Below are 16,930 nucleotides of genomic sequence, written 5' to 3'. Positions count from 1 at the left end.
TTCTTTTTGTTCTTTTCCCACGGAAGGCATTCGTATCCGGTGGTACGGCCGGGCTTCAAACTCGGTTGGGGGTGTCAGACACTCCCGGGTCAGTTCGACTCTGGCTGCCTTCCGCCAGTCGCCGTGAACGCGGCAACCCCGTCCACGGCATCACAGCCAGATAAACCTGCACTAACCCGTTCGTCGAAGCGGCGCTTCGTGTGCGACCGCATGTCGTGGCGCCTGCGCGGGCGGTCGTCGACGCCCGTCTGCAACCCGGCGCGTCACATCCTGCCTGACGCCTGAGCGTCGAAAGATGCAGGAAGGCCAGGACGTCGGCACGTCCGGCTACGCCGGTGCCGTGCTGTCCGGCGCGCGACCGCGTTCCGCGCGCGCGCGTGGCGCATGCAACGTGACGCTGCAGCCGACGTCGACGTCGTTGAAGCGCAGCGTCATCCCGTGCATCGTCGCGATCGCGGCAGCGAGACTGAGCCCGAGGCCGCTGCCGGCCGTATGGCGGCTCGTCTCCGCACGATAAAAGCGCCGCAGCACCGCCTGCCGCTCGTCCGGCGCGATGCCCGGGCCGTTGTCTGCGATCGTGATACCAACCCCCGCCGAATCGCGAAACGGCTGGATCGACACGTGGCCGCCGTCCGGCGCGAACTTGATCGCGTTGTCGACGAGATTGGCCAATGCCTCGAACAGCAGGTTGCGGTCGCCCCGCAATTCGAACGAAACATCCGGCACGCGCCGATAGTCGAGCGTAATGTGCTTGTTCTCGGCGGTTGGTTCGTAGTACTCGACGACGTCATCGGTGACGGTGGCGAGATCCACGATGGAAAAATTCTGCTGGCGCGCGTGCGATTCGATCTCGGAGATGCGCAACAGGGCATTGAACGTGTGCAGGATGCTGCCGGCCTCGGCGATCGTGTCGTCGATTGCGGCGCGATAATCGGCCTCGCTGCGCGCGCGGCGCTGCGCGCGTTCGAGCCCCGCGAGCAGGCGCGTGAGCGGCGTACGCAGGTCGTGCGCGATTGCGTCGCACACGCCCTTGACCTCGTGCATCAGCCGCTCGATCTCGTCCAGCATGCCGTTGACGACATGCACGAGCCGCCCCATGTCGTCGTGTTTCGTATGGACCGGCAGCCGCAGGCTCAGGTTGCCGGACACGATCTCCTCGATCGAGCGCGTGACGGCGTCGAGCCGCCGCACCGCGCCGACGCCGACGAACGCGGCGCCGACGAGCCCCGTCAGCAGCATCAGCAGCCCGGCCGTCGCGAGTACGTGCAGCAGTTCCTCGTCGAAGTGATCGAGCTCGCGCGTGTTCTGGCATTGGAGCGCGGTGCGGCCGTCCGGCAACTGCGCGGCGATGCAGCGGCCCGGAACGCGGCGCTCCCCGCTCACGGTCAGTCGCATCGAAAAAGGCTTGTCGAAAACCGGGATCGGCGGGCGGTCGCCCATATAGCCGCCCGCGACGTGCCTGCCCTGCGCGTCGAACAGGCCGAACGGCCGCTGCTGGCGCGGATCGAACTGGCTCTGGTGCGTGAAGCGCGCGGCGAGGTCGGCGTTGGCGTCGCGCACGGTGGCAGCGTGTTCGCGCACCAGCCAGTCGTCGATGCGTTCCGTCTCGAAGCCGGTGATCTCGACGTACAGATATGCGAACAGCACGAGCGACACGATGCCGAACATCGCGAGGAACAGCGTCGCGAGCCGGAAGCTGGTGGTGCGATGGAGGTCAGTCAGTTGCACGGAGCGTATATCCCGAGCCGCGTACCGTCCGGATCAGCGACAGCGCGCCGGTCGGATCGAGCTTCTTGCGCAGGCGGCTGACATGCACGTCGATCACGTTGGTGCGCTCGTCGAGCCGATAGCCCCAGACGGCCTCGAACAGCATCGTGCGGCTCACGGTCTGGTCGGCATGCCGCATCAGGAATTCGAGCAGCAGGTATTCGCGCGGCAGCAGCGCGACCGGCCGCCCGGCGCAGGTGACTTCGCGCGTCAGCAGGTTGAGCGACAGCGGCCCGACCTGATAGGCGTGCTCGGCGCTCGCGGGCGCGTCGCGCCGGCGCATCAGCGCGTCGAGGCGGGCCGTGAGCTCGATGAAGTCGAACGGCTTCGTCAGGTAGTCGTCGCCGCCCGCGCGCAGGCCGCGCACGCGCTCGTCGACCGCGGACAGCGCGCTCAGGATCAGCACGGGCGTGGTCACGCCGGCGCTGCGGATCGCCGCGAGCATGCCGAGCCCCTCGAGGCCGCCGGGGAGCATCCGGTCCAGCACGATCGCGTCGTACTGTTTCGCGACCGCGAGCATGAGGCCGTCGCGGCCCGTTCGCGCGGATTCGACCGTCCAGCCGTAGTCGGTGAGCGCGGAGACGATTTCGTCGAGGGTCTGATGATCGTCTTCGACGACCAGGAGTGTGGGCATCAGGGATCCGCCAGGGAAGGTGCATCGGCTCGCCGGTCGCGCGCGAAGCGTAAACTAGGCGCTGGCAGTATGCGCCGGCTTGTCCAACATCCGGTTCGCGCCAACATGAAATAAATTTAACCTAAATCGTTCCAGCATGCGGATCCTGATCGTCGAAGACGACGCGCGCGGCGCGCAGTTCATCGCGCGCGGCCTGACCGAGAGTGGCCACGTCGTGGATACGGCGGGCGACGGCGCGCTCGGCCTCGCGCTTGCGCGTGAGGGCATCTACGACGTGATCGTCACCGATCGGAAGCTGCCGGGGCTCGACGGCATCGAGCTGGTACGGCGCCTGCGCGAGCACGATCGCGCGACGCCGGTGCTGATGCTGTCCGCGATCGCGGGCCTGGGCGACCGCGTCGCCGGGATCCGCGCCGGCTGCGACGACTATCTCGCCAAGCCGTACGCGTTCGCGGAGTTGCTGGCGCGCGTCGAGGCGCTGGCACGCCGAGCCGACCGCTCGCGGCTGCAAGACGAATTGCGTGTGGCCGACCTGTCGCTCGACCGCCGCACGCGCCGCGCGAGCCGAGGCGGTCGCGACCTGCAACTGCAGCATCGCGAATACCTGCTGCTCGAGTGCCTGATGCGCCATGCGGGGCAGGTCGTCACGCGCAGCATGCTGCTCGAGGCGGCCTGGGACTACCAGTTCGAGCCGCGCGGCAACGTGATCGACATGCACATGCACCGGCTGCGCGGCAAGGTCGACCGCGATTTCGCGCAGCCGCTGATTCATACCGTCGTCGGCGCCGGCTACATGGTGCGCGCGGGCGACTGAGCCGGCACGCGGCGCACGCCGCCGCGCATGAAATTTAGTTCATCTTCGAGCGAAAGGCCGGACAGGAACGCGTCGCTATCCTCGTCGCATCATAGTTGCGAGGGAGTCGCTCCATGCTTCGGTCGAACGGTTCGCCGCCTCGGCGCGCCGCAACCCGCATGTCGGTTCGTTGCCGGGCCGCCGCCACGTTGCTGGCGGCTTCGCTTGCGCTGGCAGGCTGTTCGTTCGTGCCAGCCTACCAGCGGCCGGCGCCACCCGCGCCCGCCGCGTGGAACGACGCCGCGCAGGCGTCGCTCGCCGGCACCGTGCCGGTGGCGAGCGGCTGGTGGCGCGCGTATGGCGACACCGCGCTCGATGCGCTTGTCGAGCGCGGCCTGCAGCACAACTATTCGCTCGCGTCGGCGCTTGCCAGTGTCGACGAGGCACGCGCCAACGCGGAAAAGGCCGGCGCGCCGCTCTATCCGTCGCTATCGCTGAACGGTACGTTCGACCGTAGTCATCACCGCAGCGGCAGCAGCGGTTCGTCGGGCTCGGGAAGTTCGAGCCGCAGCCAGAGCCTGTTCGCCGAGGCGAGCTATGAGATCGATTTCTGGGGCCGCAACGCGGCCAACGCGAACGCGGCGGGCATGCTCGCGCAAGCCGCGGGCTTCGACCGCGACACGGTCGCGCTGACCCTGACCGCATCGATCGTCGATACCTATTTCCAGGTGCAGAGCCTGCGGCAGCGCGTGGCGCTCGCGCAGTCGATCTCGGCGAATGCCGCGCGTATCCTCGCGTTGCTGCAGGCCCAGCAGGCGGCGGGCGTCGCGACCGAGCTGCAGGTGCAGCAGCAGCGCAACGTGCTCGCGAGCTTCGACGCGACGATCCCGGCGCTGCGCCAGCAGCTCGGGCAGAACCTCCATCTGCTCGCGACCCTCGTTGGCGCAGTGCCCGAGGGCTTCGACGTCACGGCGGTGCCGCTCGCGGGTATCGCGGTGCCGCAACCGCGCCCGAACCTGCCGGCCAGTCTGCTCGACACGCGCCCGGACATTCGCGCGTCCGAAGCGCGCTTGCAGGCGGCCAACTACGACGTCGGGGCGGCGCGCGCCGCGTTCTTTCCGAACCTCGTGCTGACGGCTGACGGCGGGCTGAGCAGCAGCGCGCTGTCGCATTTCCTGTCGAGCCCGTTCGCGAGCGTGGCCGCCGCGCTGACCGCGCCGATCTTCGACGGTGGTGCGCTGCGTGGGCAACTGCACGCGACCGAGGCGGCGTCCGCGAAGAGCGTCGCCGACTACCGGCAGACGATCGTCACCGCGCTGCAGGACGTCGAGGACATGCTGAGCGCCGCGTCGCAGCAGCAGCAAGTCGAGACGGCCGACCAGGAGGCCGCCGATGCAGCGGGCAAGGCCGCGCAGCTCGCCGAGGCGCAGTACCGCAGCGGCACCGTCGATTTCCTCACCGTGCTCGATACGCAGCGTACGCGCTACCAGTCCGACGACGCGCTCGTGCAGACGCGCCTGGCGCGGCTGCAGGCCTCCGTCGGATTGTTCCGTGCGTTCGGCGGCGGCTTCGGCGTGACGGAACGCGCGCCGGCCGTGGCCAGCGCGATTGCTCCCGCCGCGTTGCTCGACACTTCATCCCATTCCCTCGTGCCATGAATCACGCTGCCGATCTTCCTCCGCAACAACCGCCGCGGCGCGGCCGCCGCCTTTCGCCCGGGTTCGCCGTCGGCGCTGTCGCCGCAGTCGCACTCATCGTCTGGTGGCAGTGGCCGAGACAAGCGGCACATGCCGCCGTGCCGGCCGTGCCCGTCGTCGCCGGCCATCCGGTGCTGGCCGATTTCCCGATCCGTGCCGTCGCGGTCGGCACCGTGCAGGCGCGCAACGCCGTCGACGTGAAGGTCCGAGTCGATGGCCAGTTGCAGCATGTGCTGTTCGCGGAAGGACAGGACGTCAAGGCCGGGCAGGTGCTCGCGCAGCTCGACCAGGGGCCGCTCACTGCCCAGTTGCACCAGGCGGAGGCGACTCAAGGCAAGGATCAGGCAAGTCTCGAGAACGCAAAGCTCGATTTCGACCGCTATTCGAAGCTCGTCGGCATCGGCGCGGCGACGACGCAGAGCGTCGATACGGCGCGCGCGCAGGTCAAGGCGCTTGCGGCGACGGTCGCGGCCGATGCGGCGATCGTGCAGAACGATCGCCTGCAACTGGGCTTTACGACGCTGACGGCGCCGTTCGCCGGGCGCGTCGGCGCGCGTGAGGCCGATCTCGGCGCGATCGTGCATCCGGGCGACGCGACGGGCATCGCGACCGTTACGCAGATGGAGCCGATCGACGTGCAGTTCTCGGTGCCGCAGGACGTGCTGCCCGACGTGCTGGCCGGCCAGCAGAGCGCGCCGTTGCCCGTGACCGTCACGGCACGCGCGGGCGGCGCGCCGCTCGCGCAAGGCACGTTGAGCTTCATCGACAGCCAGGTCGACCGCACCACCGGCCAGATCAAGCTGAAGGGCGCGTTTGCCAACACCGATCGCAAGCTGTGGCCGGGCGAGCTCGTCAATGCGCAGGTGCTGCTGCGCACCGACCGCCAGCGGCTCGCGGTGCCGAGCCGCGCGATCGTCAACACGCAGGCGGGCCCGCAGCTCTTTGCGATCGATGCGTCGGGCAAGGCGCAACTGCGCGCGGTGCGCACGGGTGCCGCGGTCGACGGGATGATGGAGATCGTGAGCGGCGTTGCTGCCGGCGATCTCGTCGTGTTCGAAGGACAGAGCCGCCTCAATCCGGGGACGCCGGTTGCGGCGAAGCGCGTCGACGCACGCGATGAAGCCGCGGCACCCGCGCCGGCTGCCACGCTGGACGCATCGTCATGAGCCTGCTCGAACTGTTCATCCGCCGGCGCATCGCGACGTCGTTCCTCGCGCTCGCGGTGCTGCTCGTCGGGCTCGTCGCGTACTTCATGCTGCCCGTCGCACCGCTGCCGCAGGTCGATTTCCCGACCATCCAGGTCGTCGCGAAGCTGCCGGGCGCGAGCGCGGACACGATGGCGACTTCGGTCGCGACGCCGCTCGAGCGGCAGTTGTCGAACATCTCCGGTATCACGCAGATGACGTCGTCGAGCTCGCTCGGCACGACCTCGATCGCGATCCAGTTCGATTTGTCGCGCGACATCAACAGCGCGGCGCAGGACGTGCAGACGGCGATCAACGCGGCCGGCGGCACGCTGCCGAAGAACCTGCCGAACCCGCCGACCTACGAGAAGGTCAACCCGGCGGACTTCACGATGCTGTCGCTGGCGCTGACCTCGCCGTCGCTGACGCTCACGCAGCTCGACAGCTATGCGGAGAACTTTCTCGCACAGCAGATCTCGCAGATGCCCGGCGTCGGCCTCGTCGATTTCCACGGGCAGCAGCGGCCGTCGGTGCGGATTCGCATCGACCCGGACAAGCTCGCGGCCCGCGGGCTCACGCTGGAGGACGTGCGCTCGATCGTCGGCGTGCAGACCGTCAACGCGCCGAAGGGCAACCTCAACGGCCCGGACCGCTCGATCGTGCTCAATGCGACCGACCAGCTCACGTCGGCGGCGAGCTACCGCAATCTGGTCGTGGCCTACAAGAACGGCGCACCGGTTCGGCTCGACGATCTCGGTACCGTGGTCGAGGCGGCGGAGGACACGCAGCAGGCCGCCTGGCTGCAGCACGAGCGCGCGATCATCATCGACGTGCACAAGCAGCCGGGCTACAACGTGGTCCAGACGATCCGCAACATCACGTCGCGCTTGCCGCAGCTCGAGGCGTCGCTGCCCGCGGCCGCGCACGTGCACGTGGTCGGCGACCGCACGCAGACGATCGACGCGTCGGTGCACGACGTGCAGTTCACGCTGATGCTGACGATCGCGCTCGTCGTGATGGTGATCTTCTCGTTCCTGCGCAACGTGTGGGCCACCGTGATTCCGAGCCTCACCATCCCGCTGTCGCTGGTCGCGACGTTCGGCGTGATGTATCTGCTCGACTACAGCCTCGACAACCTGTCGCTGATGGGGCTCACGATCGCGGTGGGCTTCGTTGTCGACGATGCGATCGTCGTGATCGAGAACGTGATGCGCCACATCGAGGAGGGCGTGCCGAAGATGCGTGCCGCGCTGCTTGGCGCGCGCGAGGTGCGTTTCACGATCGTGTCGATGACGATCTCGCTGATCGCGGTGTTCATCCCGATCCTGATGATGGGCGGCATCGTCGGCCGTTTGTTCCGCGAATTCGCGGTGACGGTGAGCGTCGCGATCGTGATGTCGGCGCTGGTGTCGCTGACCGTCACGCCGATGCTGTGCGGCTGGCTGATTCGCCCGCCGGGCTCGGACGGCGGCCGGCTGCGCACGCTCGAACGCTGGCTTGAAGTCGCGTTCGTCGCGGTCGAACGCCGTTACGAGCGCGGCCTCGACTGGGCGCTCGCGCATCGCAAGACGATGCTCGCGGTGACCGTCGCAACCGTCGCGCTGACGGCCGCGCTGTTCGTCCATATGCCGAAGGGTTTCTTCCCGCAGGAGGATTCGGGGCTGATCATGGGCGTCGCGCAGGCCGCGCCCGACATCTCGCCGCAGGCGATGGCGCAGAAGATGCAGCAGCTCGGCCGCATCGTCGAGGCCGATCCGGCCGTCGACAACACCTATTACTGGATCGGCCCGAATCCCACCGTGAGCCAGGGGCGCGTGATGATCAACCTGAAGCCGTTCGGCGTGCGCACGGCGAGTGCGACGCAGGTGCTCGCGCGGTTGCGGCCGAAGCTGGCGAAGGTGACGGGCATTACGCTGTCGATGCAGGTCAGGCAGGACATCCAGGTCGGCGGACGGATCAGCGCCGCGCAATACCAGTACACGCTGCAGGACGCGGACGTGCAGGAGCTGAACCAGTGGGCGCAGCGCCTGACGAAGCGTTTTGCCACGCTGCCGCAACTGACCGACGTGACGTCCGACCAGCAGGCGTCGGCGACGAGCGCGACGATCGTGATCGACCGCAACACCGCGTCGCGCTTCGGCATTACCGCGCAGGCGATCGACGACACGCTGTACGACGCGTTCGGCCAGCGCCAGATCGCGACGCTCTTCACGTCGCTGAACCAGTATCACGTCGTGGAGGAGGTCGATCCGGCCTTCCAGTTGACGACCGACGCGCTCGCGCACCTGTACGTGCGTTCTCCGCTGACGAGCGAACTCGTGCCGATGAACGTGCTGGTGAGCATCGAGAACAACGTGTCGCCGATCTCGGTCAACCACCAGGGGCTGTTCCCGGCCGTGACGATCTCGTTCAATCTCGCACCGGGGCAATCGCTCGGCAACGCGGTCGCGGCCATTCGCGCGGCGGAGGCGGCTGCGTCCAAACCCGATACGCTCTCGGGCACGTTCCAGGGCACGGCGCAGGCGTTCCAGGCTTCGCTCGCGAGTGAGCCGTACCTGATTCTCGCCGCGCTCGTCGTCGTGTACCTCGTGCTCGGGATGCTGTACGAGAACCCGATCCATCCGCTGACGATCATCTCGACGCTGCCGTCAGCGGGCGTCGGGGCGTTGCTTGCGTTGCAGCTCTTCGGGCAGGATCTGTCGATCATGGGCATGATCGGCATCATCCTGCTGATCGGTATCGTCAAGAAGAACGCGATCATGATGATTGACTTCGCGCTGGTGGCCGAGCGCGAGCAGGGCCTCGCGCCGGCCGCGGCGATCCGCCAGGCCTGCGTGCTGCGCTTCCGGCCGATCATGATGACGACGCTTGCCGCGCTGTTCGGCGCGCTGCCGCTCGCGATCGGGCATGGCGCGGGCGCCGAGTTGCGCGTGCCGCTGGGCATTGCGATCGTCGGCGGGCTGATCCTGTCGCAACTGCTGACGCTGTTCACGACGCCCGTCGTCTACCTGTATTTCGACCGGCTGGCGCGGCGTTTTGAACGCGGTGCGGAAGACGACGATTCGTTGCTCGAGCCGGTGGCGGAGACGGAGCGGTTGCCGTGACGGCAAAGTGTCGCCGCGGTTCAGATTGATCCTCGGATTTTTTCCCGCGACGCTGCATGGTCCGTTTTTGCGCGGGGATGGGCCGATGTACAACCGGCTCATGCGCAACGGCGACAACATGAGCCGTCTGCCCGCCACAGGCGTCGCGCTGATCGCCAGTTATACCCACCGCTGGTGTTCAGGACCCGCGTGATGTGCCGTGGAGGCGGACCGGGACTCCACCGGGCCCCGGATCTGTTCACTTCGACAAGGCGCCGCGGAGTCTCACGAGATCCGGGCAGGAGATTTCGAAGTTCGAAAATGCGAATAATGTTGCGAATCATTATCGTTACATGTATCTTTCCGAACAATTTCAAGACACATGCTGTGCGCCCGCACAGCGCTCGGAGAGCAGGTGGGGGAGGTCATGTCGTTACGGCAACAAGTCGAATCCGGCCGGGTGTTGAGGTCGTCCGGCCCAGCGTCCGGTTTTCGCCGGTCAATTTATTTCGCAGTCCATTCGATGTTCGCGATGACGGTCGCATCGACGTGCGCCGGCCAGGCCCATGCGCAGACGTCGGCCGGCTTCCCGTCAGGCGCGTCCGGCACCGACGCGACGGTGCTGCCGGCGCTCGACGTGCGCGCGTCATCGCTCGATCCGACCGCCGCATACGCGGGCGGCCAGGTGACGCGCGGCGCGCGGGCCGGGCTGCTCGGCGACAGGCGTAACACCGACCTGCCGTTCAGCGTATCGAGCTATACGGCGCAACACATCGCCGACGTGCAGGCCGCGACCCTCGCCGACGTGCTGAACCGCGATGCGTCGACGCGCTTCACCGGCCAGGCCGGCGGCGTGACCGATTCGTTCTTCATTCGTGGCTTTCCGATCAATGAAGGCAACGTGAGCGAAGTCGCGTTCGACGGCGTCTATGGCGTGTCGCCGAACTATCACCTGTTCAAGGAATACATCGAGCGCGTCGAGGTGTTGAAGGGCCCGGCCGCGCTGCTATACGGCATGTCGCCGAACGGCGGTGTCGGCGGTGTCGTCAATGTCGTGCCGAAGCGGCCGCTCGGCCGGGATCTTACCCGCTTGACCGCCGACTATACGTCCGACGCGCAGGTCGGTGGCGCGATCGACGTGAGCCGCCGCTTCGGCAGCGACCGGCAGTTCGGCGTGCGCTTCAACGGCCTGCACCGCCAAGGGCCGACGCCGCTCGACAACCAGCGTTCGCGTGCGGAGGTTGGCGCGCTGTCGCTCGACTACCAGGGCGAGCGCTTGCGCGCGTCGCTCGACGTGATCGAGCAGTATCAGTGGATCGACTCGCCGACGCGGCCGTTCGTCGTCGCGTCGGGCATCCCGGTGCCGGCCGCGTCGGAAGGGCGTCGCAACGTCACCCAACCTTGGGCCTGGTACAAGTCGAACGACACGTCGGTGCTGCTGCATGCCGAGTACGACATCAACGATCGCGTGACTGCATTCGCCGACCTCGGTGCCGCTAAATCCGACGTGTCGCGGCTGTCCGACCAGACGCCGACGATCCTGAACGCACAGGGCGATACGTCCGCCGTCGTGCAGAACTGGAAGTTCCAGGTCAACCGGTCGAGCGCGGATACCGGTGTGCGCGCGCGCTTCAATACTGGCGCGCTTAGTCATGCGGTCGTCCTGCAAGCGAACGTCTATCGCGACCGGATCGCGAGCGCGAGCGTCAGCGGCGCGACGGTACGGTCGAACCTCTATGCTCCGGTTGTGAGTCCCCCGCAGGATATCGCTTCGCCGGCGGCGGTGCCGAAGGTGTCGGATTCGACACTGTATGGCGTCGCGGTGGCCGACACGATCGGCGCATTCGACGAGCGCGTGCAGCTCACGCTGGGTGTGCGGCAGCAATACGTGAAGTCGAACAACTTCAACGCGACGACCGGTGCGAAGTCCGCGTCGTACAACGACAGTGCCGTGACGCCACTCGTCGGGCTCGTCGTGAAACCGTGGCGCGGCGTGTCGTTTTACGCAAACTACATCGAAGGGTTGAGCAAAGGTGACGTCGCGCCGTCCGTCGCGTCAAACGCAGGACAGGTCTTTGCGCCGTACAAGACGAAGCAGCAGGAAGTCGGTGTGAAGATCGATTCAGGCAGCGTGGCCGCTACGCTGGCCGCGTTCCGGATCACCAAGCCGAGCGGCCAGCTGTTCGGTACCGTGTACACGGTCGACAGCGAACAGCGCAACCAGGGGCTTGAACTGTCCGTGTCCGGCGAGCCAATGCGCGGCGTGCGCGCACTGGCCGGCATCACGCTGCTCGACGCGACGCTGACGAAGACGAATAGCGCGGCGACACAAGGCAATCGTCCGGTCGGCGTACCGAACGTGATGGCAAATGTCGGCCTCGAGTGGGATGTGCCGCGTGCGACGGGATTCACGCTGACAGGCGGCGTCAACTACACCGGCCGCGAATACGTGAACCAGGCGAACACGCAGTCCGTGGCGTCGTGGACCACCGTCGATCTTGGCGCACGCTATCGCACCCGGCTGTACGGCAAGCAAACCGTGTTTCGGGCCGGTATCGCCAATGTGTTCGATCGCAAGTACTGGTCGGGCGTCGCGTCGTACGGCACGATCTCGCTTGGCGCGCCGCGTACGCTCTATTTGTCCGCGTCGGCCGATTTTTGACGCACTCGATATAGCACGCGTGAGCGCTAGCCTTCAAGTGTGGAGGCTACCGAACATGGCTAACGCAATTGCATCATCTCCGTAGCGGCCTTTTGCTTACCGCTCGGGTCGTCTGCGGCCGTGAGCTCTCACGCGCCAGCACCGTTCGCAAAGCCGTGGCGGCTTGTGGGGAGACTCCCGAGGGTAGCAGGGGCCATGGGAAATCTTGTCGGGAATATGCTCGGAGACCCTTGCCAGTATTGCATTGGCGTCGATATTGGATTGCTGCCGGGGCAAATCTGGGTAGCGTCGCGGATAGGAAGCCATCTGCGATCGAGGGAGTCTTGCCGAGTGCGCCTGTGCACGCGGCAGTTGGCGTCTGCGGCCTTCCACCACTCAAGGTTTACCGAGTATTCCGATAGCTTCTGCAACGCCCTTTATATCCTTGATCTCAAGGTTGTCCATGGGTAGCGATGTGGGTTTGTGGGAGGGGAAGGCGACATAGCTGGACGACAGTTGCTCGCCATATCGCCGGATACCAACGTGACGCTTCGTGAAGCAACGGCAGCGATGATCCGCGCACCCTTGCACACTGCCTCGCACTAGGCGCATTGTTAATGCTCGCGAGACGATAAGGGCAACGTCGTGACAATGCGCCCGGGTGGACTCGCTATCGAATGTCGTCAGACGGATCGCTTCTGATCCCGGAAGCGCCCGGACCCGTCCCCACGGGGTTCAGTGGCTTCGTCACGGTTGCCGCGGTGTTTGATTTGGGGTTGCATCATGAAACAACCGCTCGTATCGACGAATCGCTCTTGTCCGGAAATCGAAGCTGACGTCGAGCGGCGTTTCAGGTCGTTTGCAGATGCGATACCCCATATCGTATGGACGGCCGGGCCCGATGGCTCGGTCGACTACGTCAACCGGCGGATCGAGAAGTATACGGAGCTGGGGTTTGCTCAAGTGGAGGGGTGGAACTGGATGTCGACGATACATCCGGATGACGTGCAATCCGAAGTCGCGCACTGGGAGCGCGCGATTGAAAGCGGTACTGAATATGAAATCGAAGTGCGCATATGGCGAATGTCCGATTGCACTTATCGATGGCACCTGGAACGTGCATCGCCGTTGAAGGATGCGAACGGCAATATCGTGAAGTGGGTGGGAACCGTCACCGACATCGATGATCGCAAGCAAGCCCTGGCCGCGGCCGAGCGAGCCAACCGTGCGAAATCGGACTTCCTGTCCAGCATGAGCCACGAGTTGCGCAGCCCGCTCAATGCGATTCTCGGGTTCGCCCAACTGATGGCGACCGATTCTCCACCGCCGACCTCGTCGCAACAGGCGAGCATCGACCAGATTCTGCGGGCAGGATGGCATCTGCTCGAACTGATCAACGACGTGCTCGATCTCGCGAAGATCGACGCCGGGCAAGTGGCAATCTCGCCCGAATCCGTATCGCTGGACGACGTGCTGCGAGAGTGCGATTCGATGATCGTGACGCAGGCGCTGCAACGGGGTATCAGGATGACCTTTCCGCAGGTCGGGACGTCATGTCATGTCCGTGCCGACCGCACGCGCGTCAAGCAGGTCCTGATCAATCTGCTGTCGAACGCGGTCAAGTACAACTGCCCGTCGGGCGCGGTCGACGTTACCTGCAGCGTGCCCGTGCCGGGTCGGGTTCGCGTGAGTGTCAGCGACACGGGCCCGGGCCTGTCTCCGGAGCAGGTGGGTGGGCTCTTCCAGCCGTTCAACCGCCTGGGACAGGAAGCCGGCGCAGAAGAGGGTACGGGCATCGGCCTGGTGGTCGCAAAGCGGCTGATGGAGTTGATGGGTGGCGGCATCGGTGTCGACAGTACACCCGGCAAGGGGAGTGTCTTCTGGATCGAACTGGATTCGGCGCCTGCGCCAGACATGGCGGCGACACTCGCCGCACAGCCCGACACGCCGGCCTCGGGCGCAACCGGCAACGATGCAGCCGGGGCGTCCGTGCATACCGTGCTCTATGTCGAGGACAATCCGGCCAACCTGAAGCTCGTCGAGCAACTGATTGCGCGGCGCGCGGACCTGCGCATGCTCGGTGCCCCGACTGGCCGGCTCGGTGTGGAACTGGCGCGCAGCGTGCAGCCGCGGGTGATCGTGATGGACATCAACCTGCCCGACATCAGCGGGATCGAAGCACTCGACCTGTTGCGCAAGTATCCCGAGACGGCGGACATTCCCGTCATCGCGCTCAGTTCGAATGCGATGCCGCATGACGTCGAGCAAGGCCTGGAGGCGGGTTTCTTCCGCTATCTGATCAAGCCGATCAAGATCGCCCCCTTCATGCGCGCACTTGTGGAAGCCATTGCGCCGGTGACGGCGCGGAAATAGCGTGGACAGGCCGGCAGGGCTGGAACCATGATCGATTCGTCAGCGATTCTCGATGCCCGGATCCTGGTCGTCGATGATCTGGAGGCCAATATCCTGCTGCTCGAGCAGATCCTGCGCCGGGCCGGGTATGCACGCGTCGAATCGACAGCGGATGCCTCCGCCGTCCACGAACTGCATCGCCGGCACCACTACGATCTGATCCTGCTGGATCTGCAGATGCCCGGCACTGACGGTTTCCAGGTGATGGAAAGCCTGAAGTCGCTCGAGGCGGACAGCTATCTCCCGGTCATCGTGATCACCGCCCAGCCGGCCCACAAGCTGCGCGCGTTGCAGGTCGGCGCGAAGGACTTCATCAGCAAGCCATTCGATCTGGCGGAAGTGCTGATGCGGGTTCGCAACATGCTGGAAGTACGGTTGCTACACGGGGAGTTGCGCAAGCGCGGTGACGCGCTCGAGCAGAAGGTGCGGGAGGTGGAGGCGAGCCATGCGCTGATTCGCCGCCAGAGTGGCGAGTTGCAGAGCCTGTATGCGAAGGTCGTGGCCGAGCAGAAGGTGTCGGAGCGGCTGCTGCTCAATATGCTGCCCTATCCGATTGCCGAGCGGCTGAAGGTGCATCTCGACGATATCACCGGGAGCTTTCCGGAAGTGATCGCGGACCGCTTCGCCGACGTGTCGGTATTGTTCGCGGATATCGTGGACTTCACCGGCTTCTCGGCCGGCATGCGTCCCGAGCAGCTGGTCGAAATGCTCAACGAGATCTTCACCGGCTTCGACACCATTGCCGACCACCGCGGCCTCGAGAAGATCAAGACGATTGGCGACGCGTACATGGCGGCCGCGGGGCTGCCCGTTCCCGCTGCGGATCACGCGACGCGGGCCGCGCACATGGCGCTCGACATGATCGATGCGCTGGCCCGGTTCAACGCGGTCAGACGCTGCAACCTGAAATTGCGAATCGGCATCAACAGCGGCGAGGTCGTGGCCGGCGTGATCGGCAAGCGCAAGTTCATCTACGACCTGTGGGGAGCAGCCGTCAATCTCGCGAGCAGGATGGAATCGCAGGGCGTCGCCGGGCGCGTGCAGTTGACGGAGGCGACGCGAGCCATGCTGGGTGAATCGTTCGTCTTCGAGGAGCGTGGCTTGATCGCGGCGAAAGGCATGGGCGAATTCCGCACGTGGTTCCTGGTCGGCAGAGCCGGCTTGTCGCCAATTTGAGGCTGAGCATTCGATCCGGGATTTGAACCCGTATGGCCGATTGCCTCATCTCGAATTTGAGAACGAAAGTTTCACTTTTGTTTTTAATTTTAAAAATTATAAACAAAAATATGAATTCACTAATGAAATCGAATTTCGATGCATGCCCGGTCGACCGATTCAATCAGTGATATCAATCATCATGCGAAATCGAGCGGCGGGCGTATGATGCATCGTCCCGATCGCCCTGAATTCAAATAGCCGGCACACGGCTGCCCCGACCATCTCGCAGCCGAGAATAATCAGAAAAAAGTCGTTTTATAACGGGCGACCCGGAAATGACGAAGCAGTCTCAAGCGCATCCGCCTTGGCATGTCGCGTGCACCAGGAGAGATGTCCGGTCGCCAGTGAGGTTGTCGTGAATATTCGAAGGAGACCGCTACTCCCGTGACAAAAGAGGGGATGCCCTTTCAATTGTCGACGGGGATCCATTTTGAAACTCACTGCACGCGAGACAGTCGTGTTGGGCTTGATCGCGCAAGGCCTGACCGACCGTGAAATCGCGGTCGAACTGGCCGTTTCCGTATATACCGCGCGTAAGCATCGCGAAAATCTCCTCGATAAATTCGGCTTCAGGAAATCAGCGCAACTGACGATGCGCTATTTCATTCTTTTTCCTGACGTGCTCAAAAAAACGGTATCCAGCGTCGTCCTGACCCGTTCTCGTCGCGCGAACGCGAGATCCTGAACCTGCTCGCGGCCGGCATGAGCGACAAGCAGGTCGCCCGTGTGCTCGGCATCAGCGACCAGACCGCCCGCAAGCATCGCACGCATCTTCTCCGCAAGACGGCCTCGCCCAACATCTGCGCGCTCCTCCATACGGCCGTGTTGTCAGGCTGGCTCACCGACCCATTTCCCGTTGCAAACCCCGGCTCGTCATAGCGACACGCATACCGCATTTGCCGTATGGAACCGGCGGGACCCGACTTGCAGAATCGACTTGCCGATTCGTCCGATGTTTCCGTTGACCCATGCGTAGCGGGCCGATGGAGGCGTCGCCGGCCGGCATGTCGACGGCGCACGCGACGCAGGCCTGCGGCTCGTGTGCCGACAGTTTCCTCTTCATCAAGGACTCGAAAATGACTCATGTACACCATGCATTGCCGGGGGTACCGCTCGCTGTTTCGGGACACGTTCCGGCTTACGCGACGACGGTTGCGCAAGGGGAGTTCGCGCCGCAGGGCATTGGCGGCGCGGTCATCGGCACCGCTGCGCCGGTACTCGGCGAATTGCTCGGCCGGCTCGGCGGGCTGCTGCCGTTCGCCGCGCAACCGCAAGCGGCGTTCGCCCCGCAAGGCGTGTTCGGCGACATCCTGAAATCGGTCGCACCCACCGTCGGCACCGTCGCCGGGCAACTGGGCGGGCTGCTGCCGTTCTCGGCCCAGCCGCAGGCGGCGTTCGCGCCGCAAGGCATCGGCGGCGCGGTTATCGGCACCGCTGCGCCGGTACTCGGCGAATTGCTCGGCCGGCTCGGCGGGCTGCTGCCGTTCGCCGCGCAACCGCA

At 65.4% G+C, this 16,930-nt stretch carries 11 protein-coding genes, 1 tRNA gene and 1 pseudogene; 11 read left to right on the top strand and 2 right to left on the bottom strand.

Going from position 1 to position 16,930, the window contains the following annotated elements:
- Positions 1-21: 21 nt before the first annotated feature.
- Positions 22-117 (top strand) — tRNA-Sec (locus tag BCO18175_RS00065).
- Positions 118-327: 210 nt separating this feature from the next.
- On the opposite strand, the gene BCO18175_RS00060 is transcribed toward BCO18175_RS00065, so the two are convergent.
- The gene (locus BCO18175_RS00060) at positions 328-1,728 is read right to left on the bottom strand and encodes a sensor histidine kinase (protein WP_174978858.1); all 1,401 of its coding nucleotides are present in this window, start codon (positions 1,726-1,728) and stop codon (positions 328-330) included.
- Positions 1,715-2,401, bottom strand: a complete 687-nt coding sequence (locus tag BCO18175_RS00055) for a response regulator transcription factor (RefSeq protein ID WP_059889777.1) — start codon at positions 2,399-2,401, stop codon at positions 1,715-1,717. The genes BCO18175_RS00060 and BCO18175_RS00055 overlap by 14 nt, the downstream gene beginning before the upstream one ends.
- A gap of 136 nt (positions 2,402-2,537) precedes the next feature.
- Between BCO18175_RS00055 and BCO18175_RS00050 the strand changes: the two genes are divergently transcribed.
- The 10 genes and pseudogenes from BCO18175_RS00050 to BCO18175_RS00005 all read left to right on the top strand — a co-directional run.
- Entirely contained in the window at positions 2,538-3,215 is a 678-nt protein-coding gene (locus BCO18175_RS00050) for a response regulator transcription factor (protein WP_174978857.1), read from the top strand.
- A 158-nt stretch (positions 3,216-3,373) separates the two neighbouring features.
- Complete coding sequence (locus BCO18175_RS00045; protein WP_174978856.1) at positions 3,374-4,852, top strand: efflux transporter outer membrane subunit; 1,479 nt, start codon at positions 3,374-3,376, stop codon at positions 4,850-4,852.
- 146 nt (positions 4,853-4,998) lie between these two features.
- On the top strand, positions 4,999-6,057 hold the full coding sequence (locus tag BCO18175_RS00040) for an efflux RND transporter periplasmic adaptor subunit (RefSeq protein WP_174978855.1): 1,059 nt from the start codon (positions 4,999-5,001) through the stop codon (positions 6,055-6,057).
- Positions 6,054-9,179: an efflux RND transporter permease subunit gene (locus tag BCO18175_RS00035; RefSeq protein WP_174978854.1), complete on the top strand. Its 3,126-nt coding sequence runs from the start codon at positions 6,054-6,056 to the stop codon at positions 9,177-9,179. The genes BCO18175_RS00040 and BCO18175_RS00035 overlap by 4 nt, the downstream gene beginning before the upstream one ends.
- A gap of 502 nt (positions 9,180-9,681) precedes the next feature.
- Positions 9,682-11,820, top strand: a complete 2,139-nt coding sequence (locus tag BCO18175_RS00030) for a TonB-dependent receptor (RefSeq protein ID WP_368040705.1) — start codon at positions 9,682-9,684, stop codon at positions 11,818-11,820.
- Positions 11,821-12,582: 762 nt separating this feature from the next.
- Entirely contained in the window at positions 12,583-14,172 is a 1,590-nt protein-coding gene (locus tag BCO18175_RS00025) for a hybrid sensor histidine kinase/response regulator (RefSeq protein ID WP_174978852.1), read from the top strand.
- 27 nt (positions 14,173-14,199) lie between these two features.
- Positions 14,200-15,387: an adenylate/guanylate cyclase domain-containing protein gene (locus tag BCO18175_RS00020; RefSeq protein ID WP_174978851.1), complete on the top strand. Its 1,188-nt coding sequence runs from the start codon at positions 14,200-14,202 to the stop codon at positions 15,385-15,387.
- 472 nt (positions 15,388-15,859) lie between these two features.
- Positions 15,860-16,114, top strand: a complete 255-nt coding sequence (locus tag BCO18175_RS00015) for a response regulator transcription factor (protein ID WP_205817003.1) — start codon at positions 15,860-15,862, stop codon at positions 16,112-16,114.
- Positions 16,115-16,131: 17 nt separating this feature from the next.
- Positions 16,132-16,308, top strand: a complete 177-nt coding sequence (locus BCO18175_RS00010) for a helix-turn-helix transcriptional regulator (RefSeq protein WP_254607928.1) — start codon at positions 16,132-16,134, stop codon at positions 16,306-16,308.
- A 197-nt stretch (positions 16,309-16,505) separates the two neighbouring features.
- A pseudogene (locus BCO18175_RS00005) lies at positions 16,506-16,930 on the top strand (hypothetical protein); the annotation flags it as partial.

The sequence above is a fragment of the Burkholderia lata genome (assembly GCF_902499335.1).
GTDB classification, from domain to species: Bacteria; Pseudomonadota; Gammaproteobacteria; order Burkholderiales; family Burkholderiaceae; genus Burkholderia; species Burkholderia lata_B.
This window is presented reverse-complemented; position numbering and strand designations above follow the sequence as displayed.

Bases quoted from the DNA above. Each gene is read 5' to 3' on its own strand.
- BCO18175_RS00055 (WP_059889777.1), bottom strand. From the start codon at position 2,401: ATGCCCACACTCCTGGTCGTCGAAGACGATCATCAGACCCTCGACGAA.
- BCO18175_RS00050 (WP_174978857.1), top strand. From the start codon at position 2,538: ATGCGGATCCTGATCGTCGAAGACGACGCGCGCGGCGCGCAGTTCATC.
- BCO18175_RS00045 (WP_174978856.1), top strand. From the start codon at position 3,374: ATGTCGGTTCGTTGCCGGGCCGCCGCCACGTTGCTGGCGGCTTCGCTT.
- BCO18175_RS00035 (WP_174978854.1), top strand. From the start codon at position 6,054: ATGAGCCTGCTCGAACTGTTCATCCGCCGGCGCATCGCGACGTCGTTC.
- BCO18175_RS00030 (WP_368040705.1), top strand. From the start codon at position 9,682: ATGTTCGCGATGACGGTCGCATCGACGTGCGCCGGCCAGGCCCATGCG.
- BCO18175_RS00025 (WP_174978852.1), top strand. From the start codon at position 12,583: ATGAAACAACCGCTCGTATCGACGAATCGCTCTTGTCCGGAAATCGAA.
- BCO18175_RS00020 (WP_174978851.1), top strand. From the start codon at position 14,200: ATGATCGATTCGTCAGCGATTCTCGATGCCCGGATCCTGGTCGTCGAT.
- BCO18175_RS00010 (WP_254607928.1), top strand. From the start codon at position 16,132: ATGAGCGACAAGCAGGTCGCCCGTGTGCTCGGCATCAGCGACCAGACC.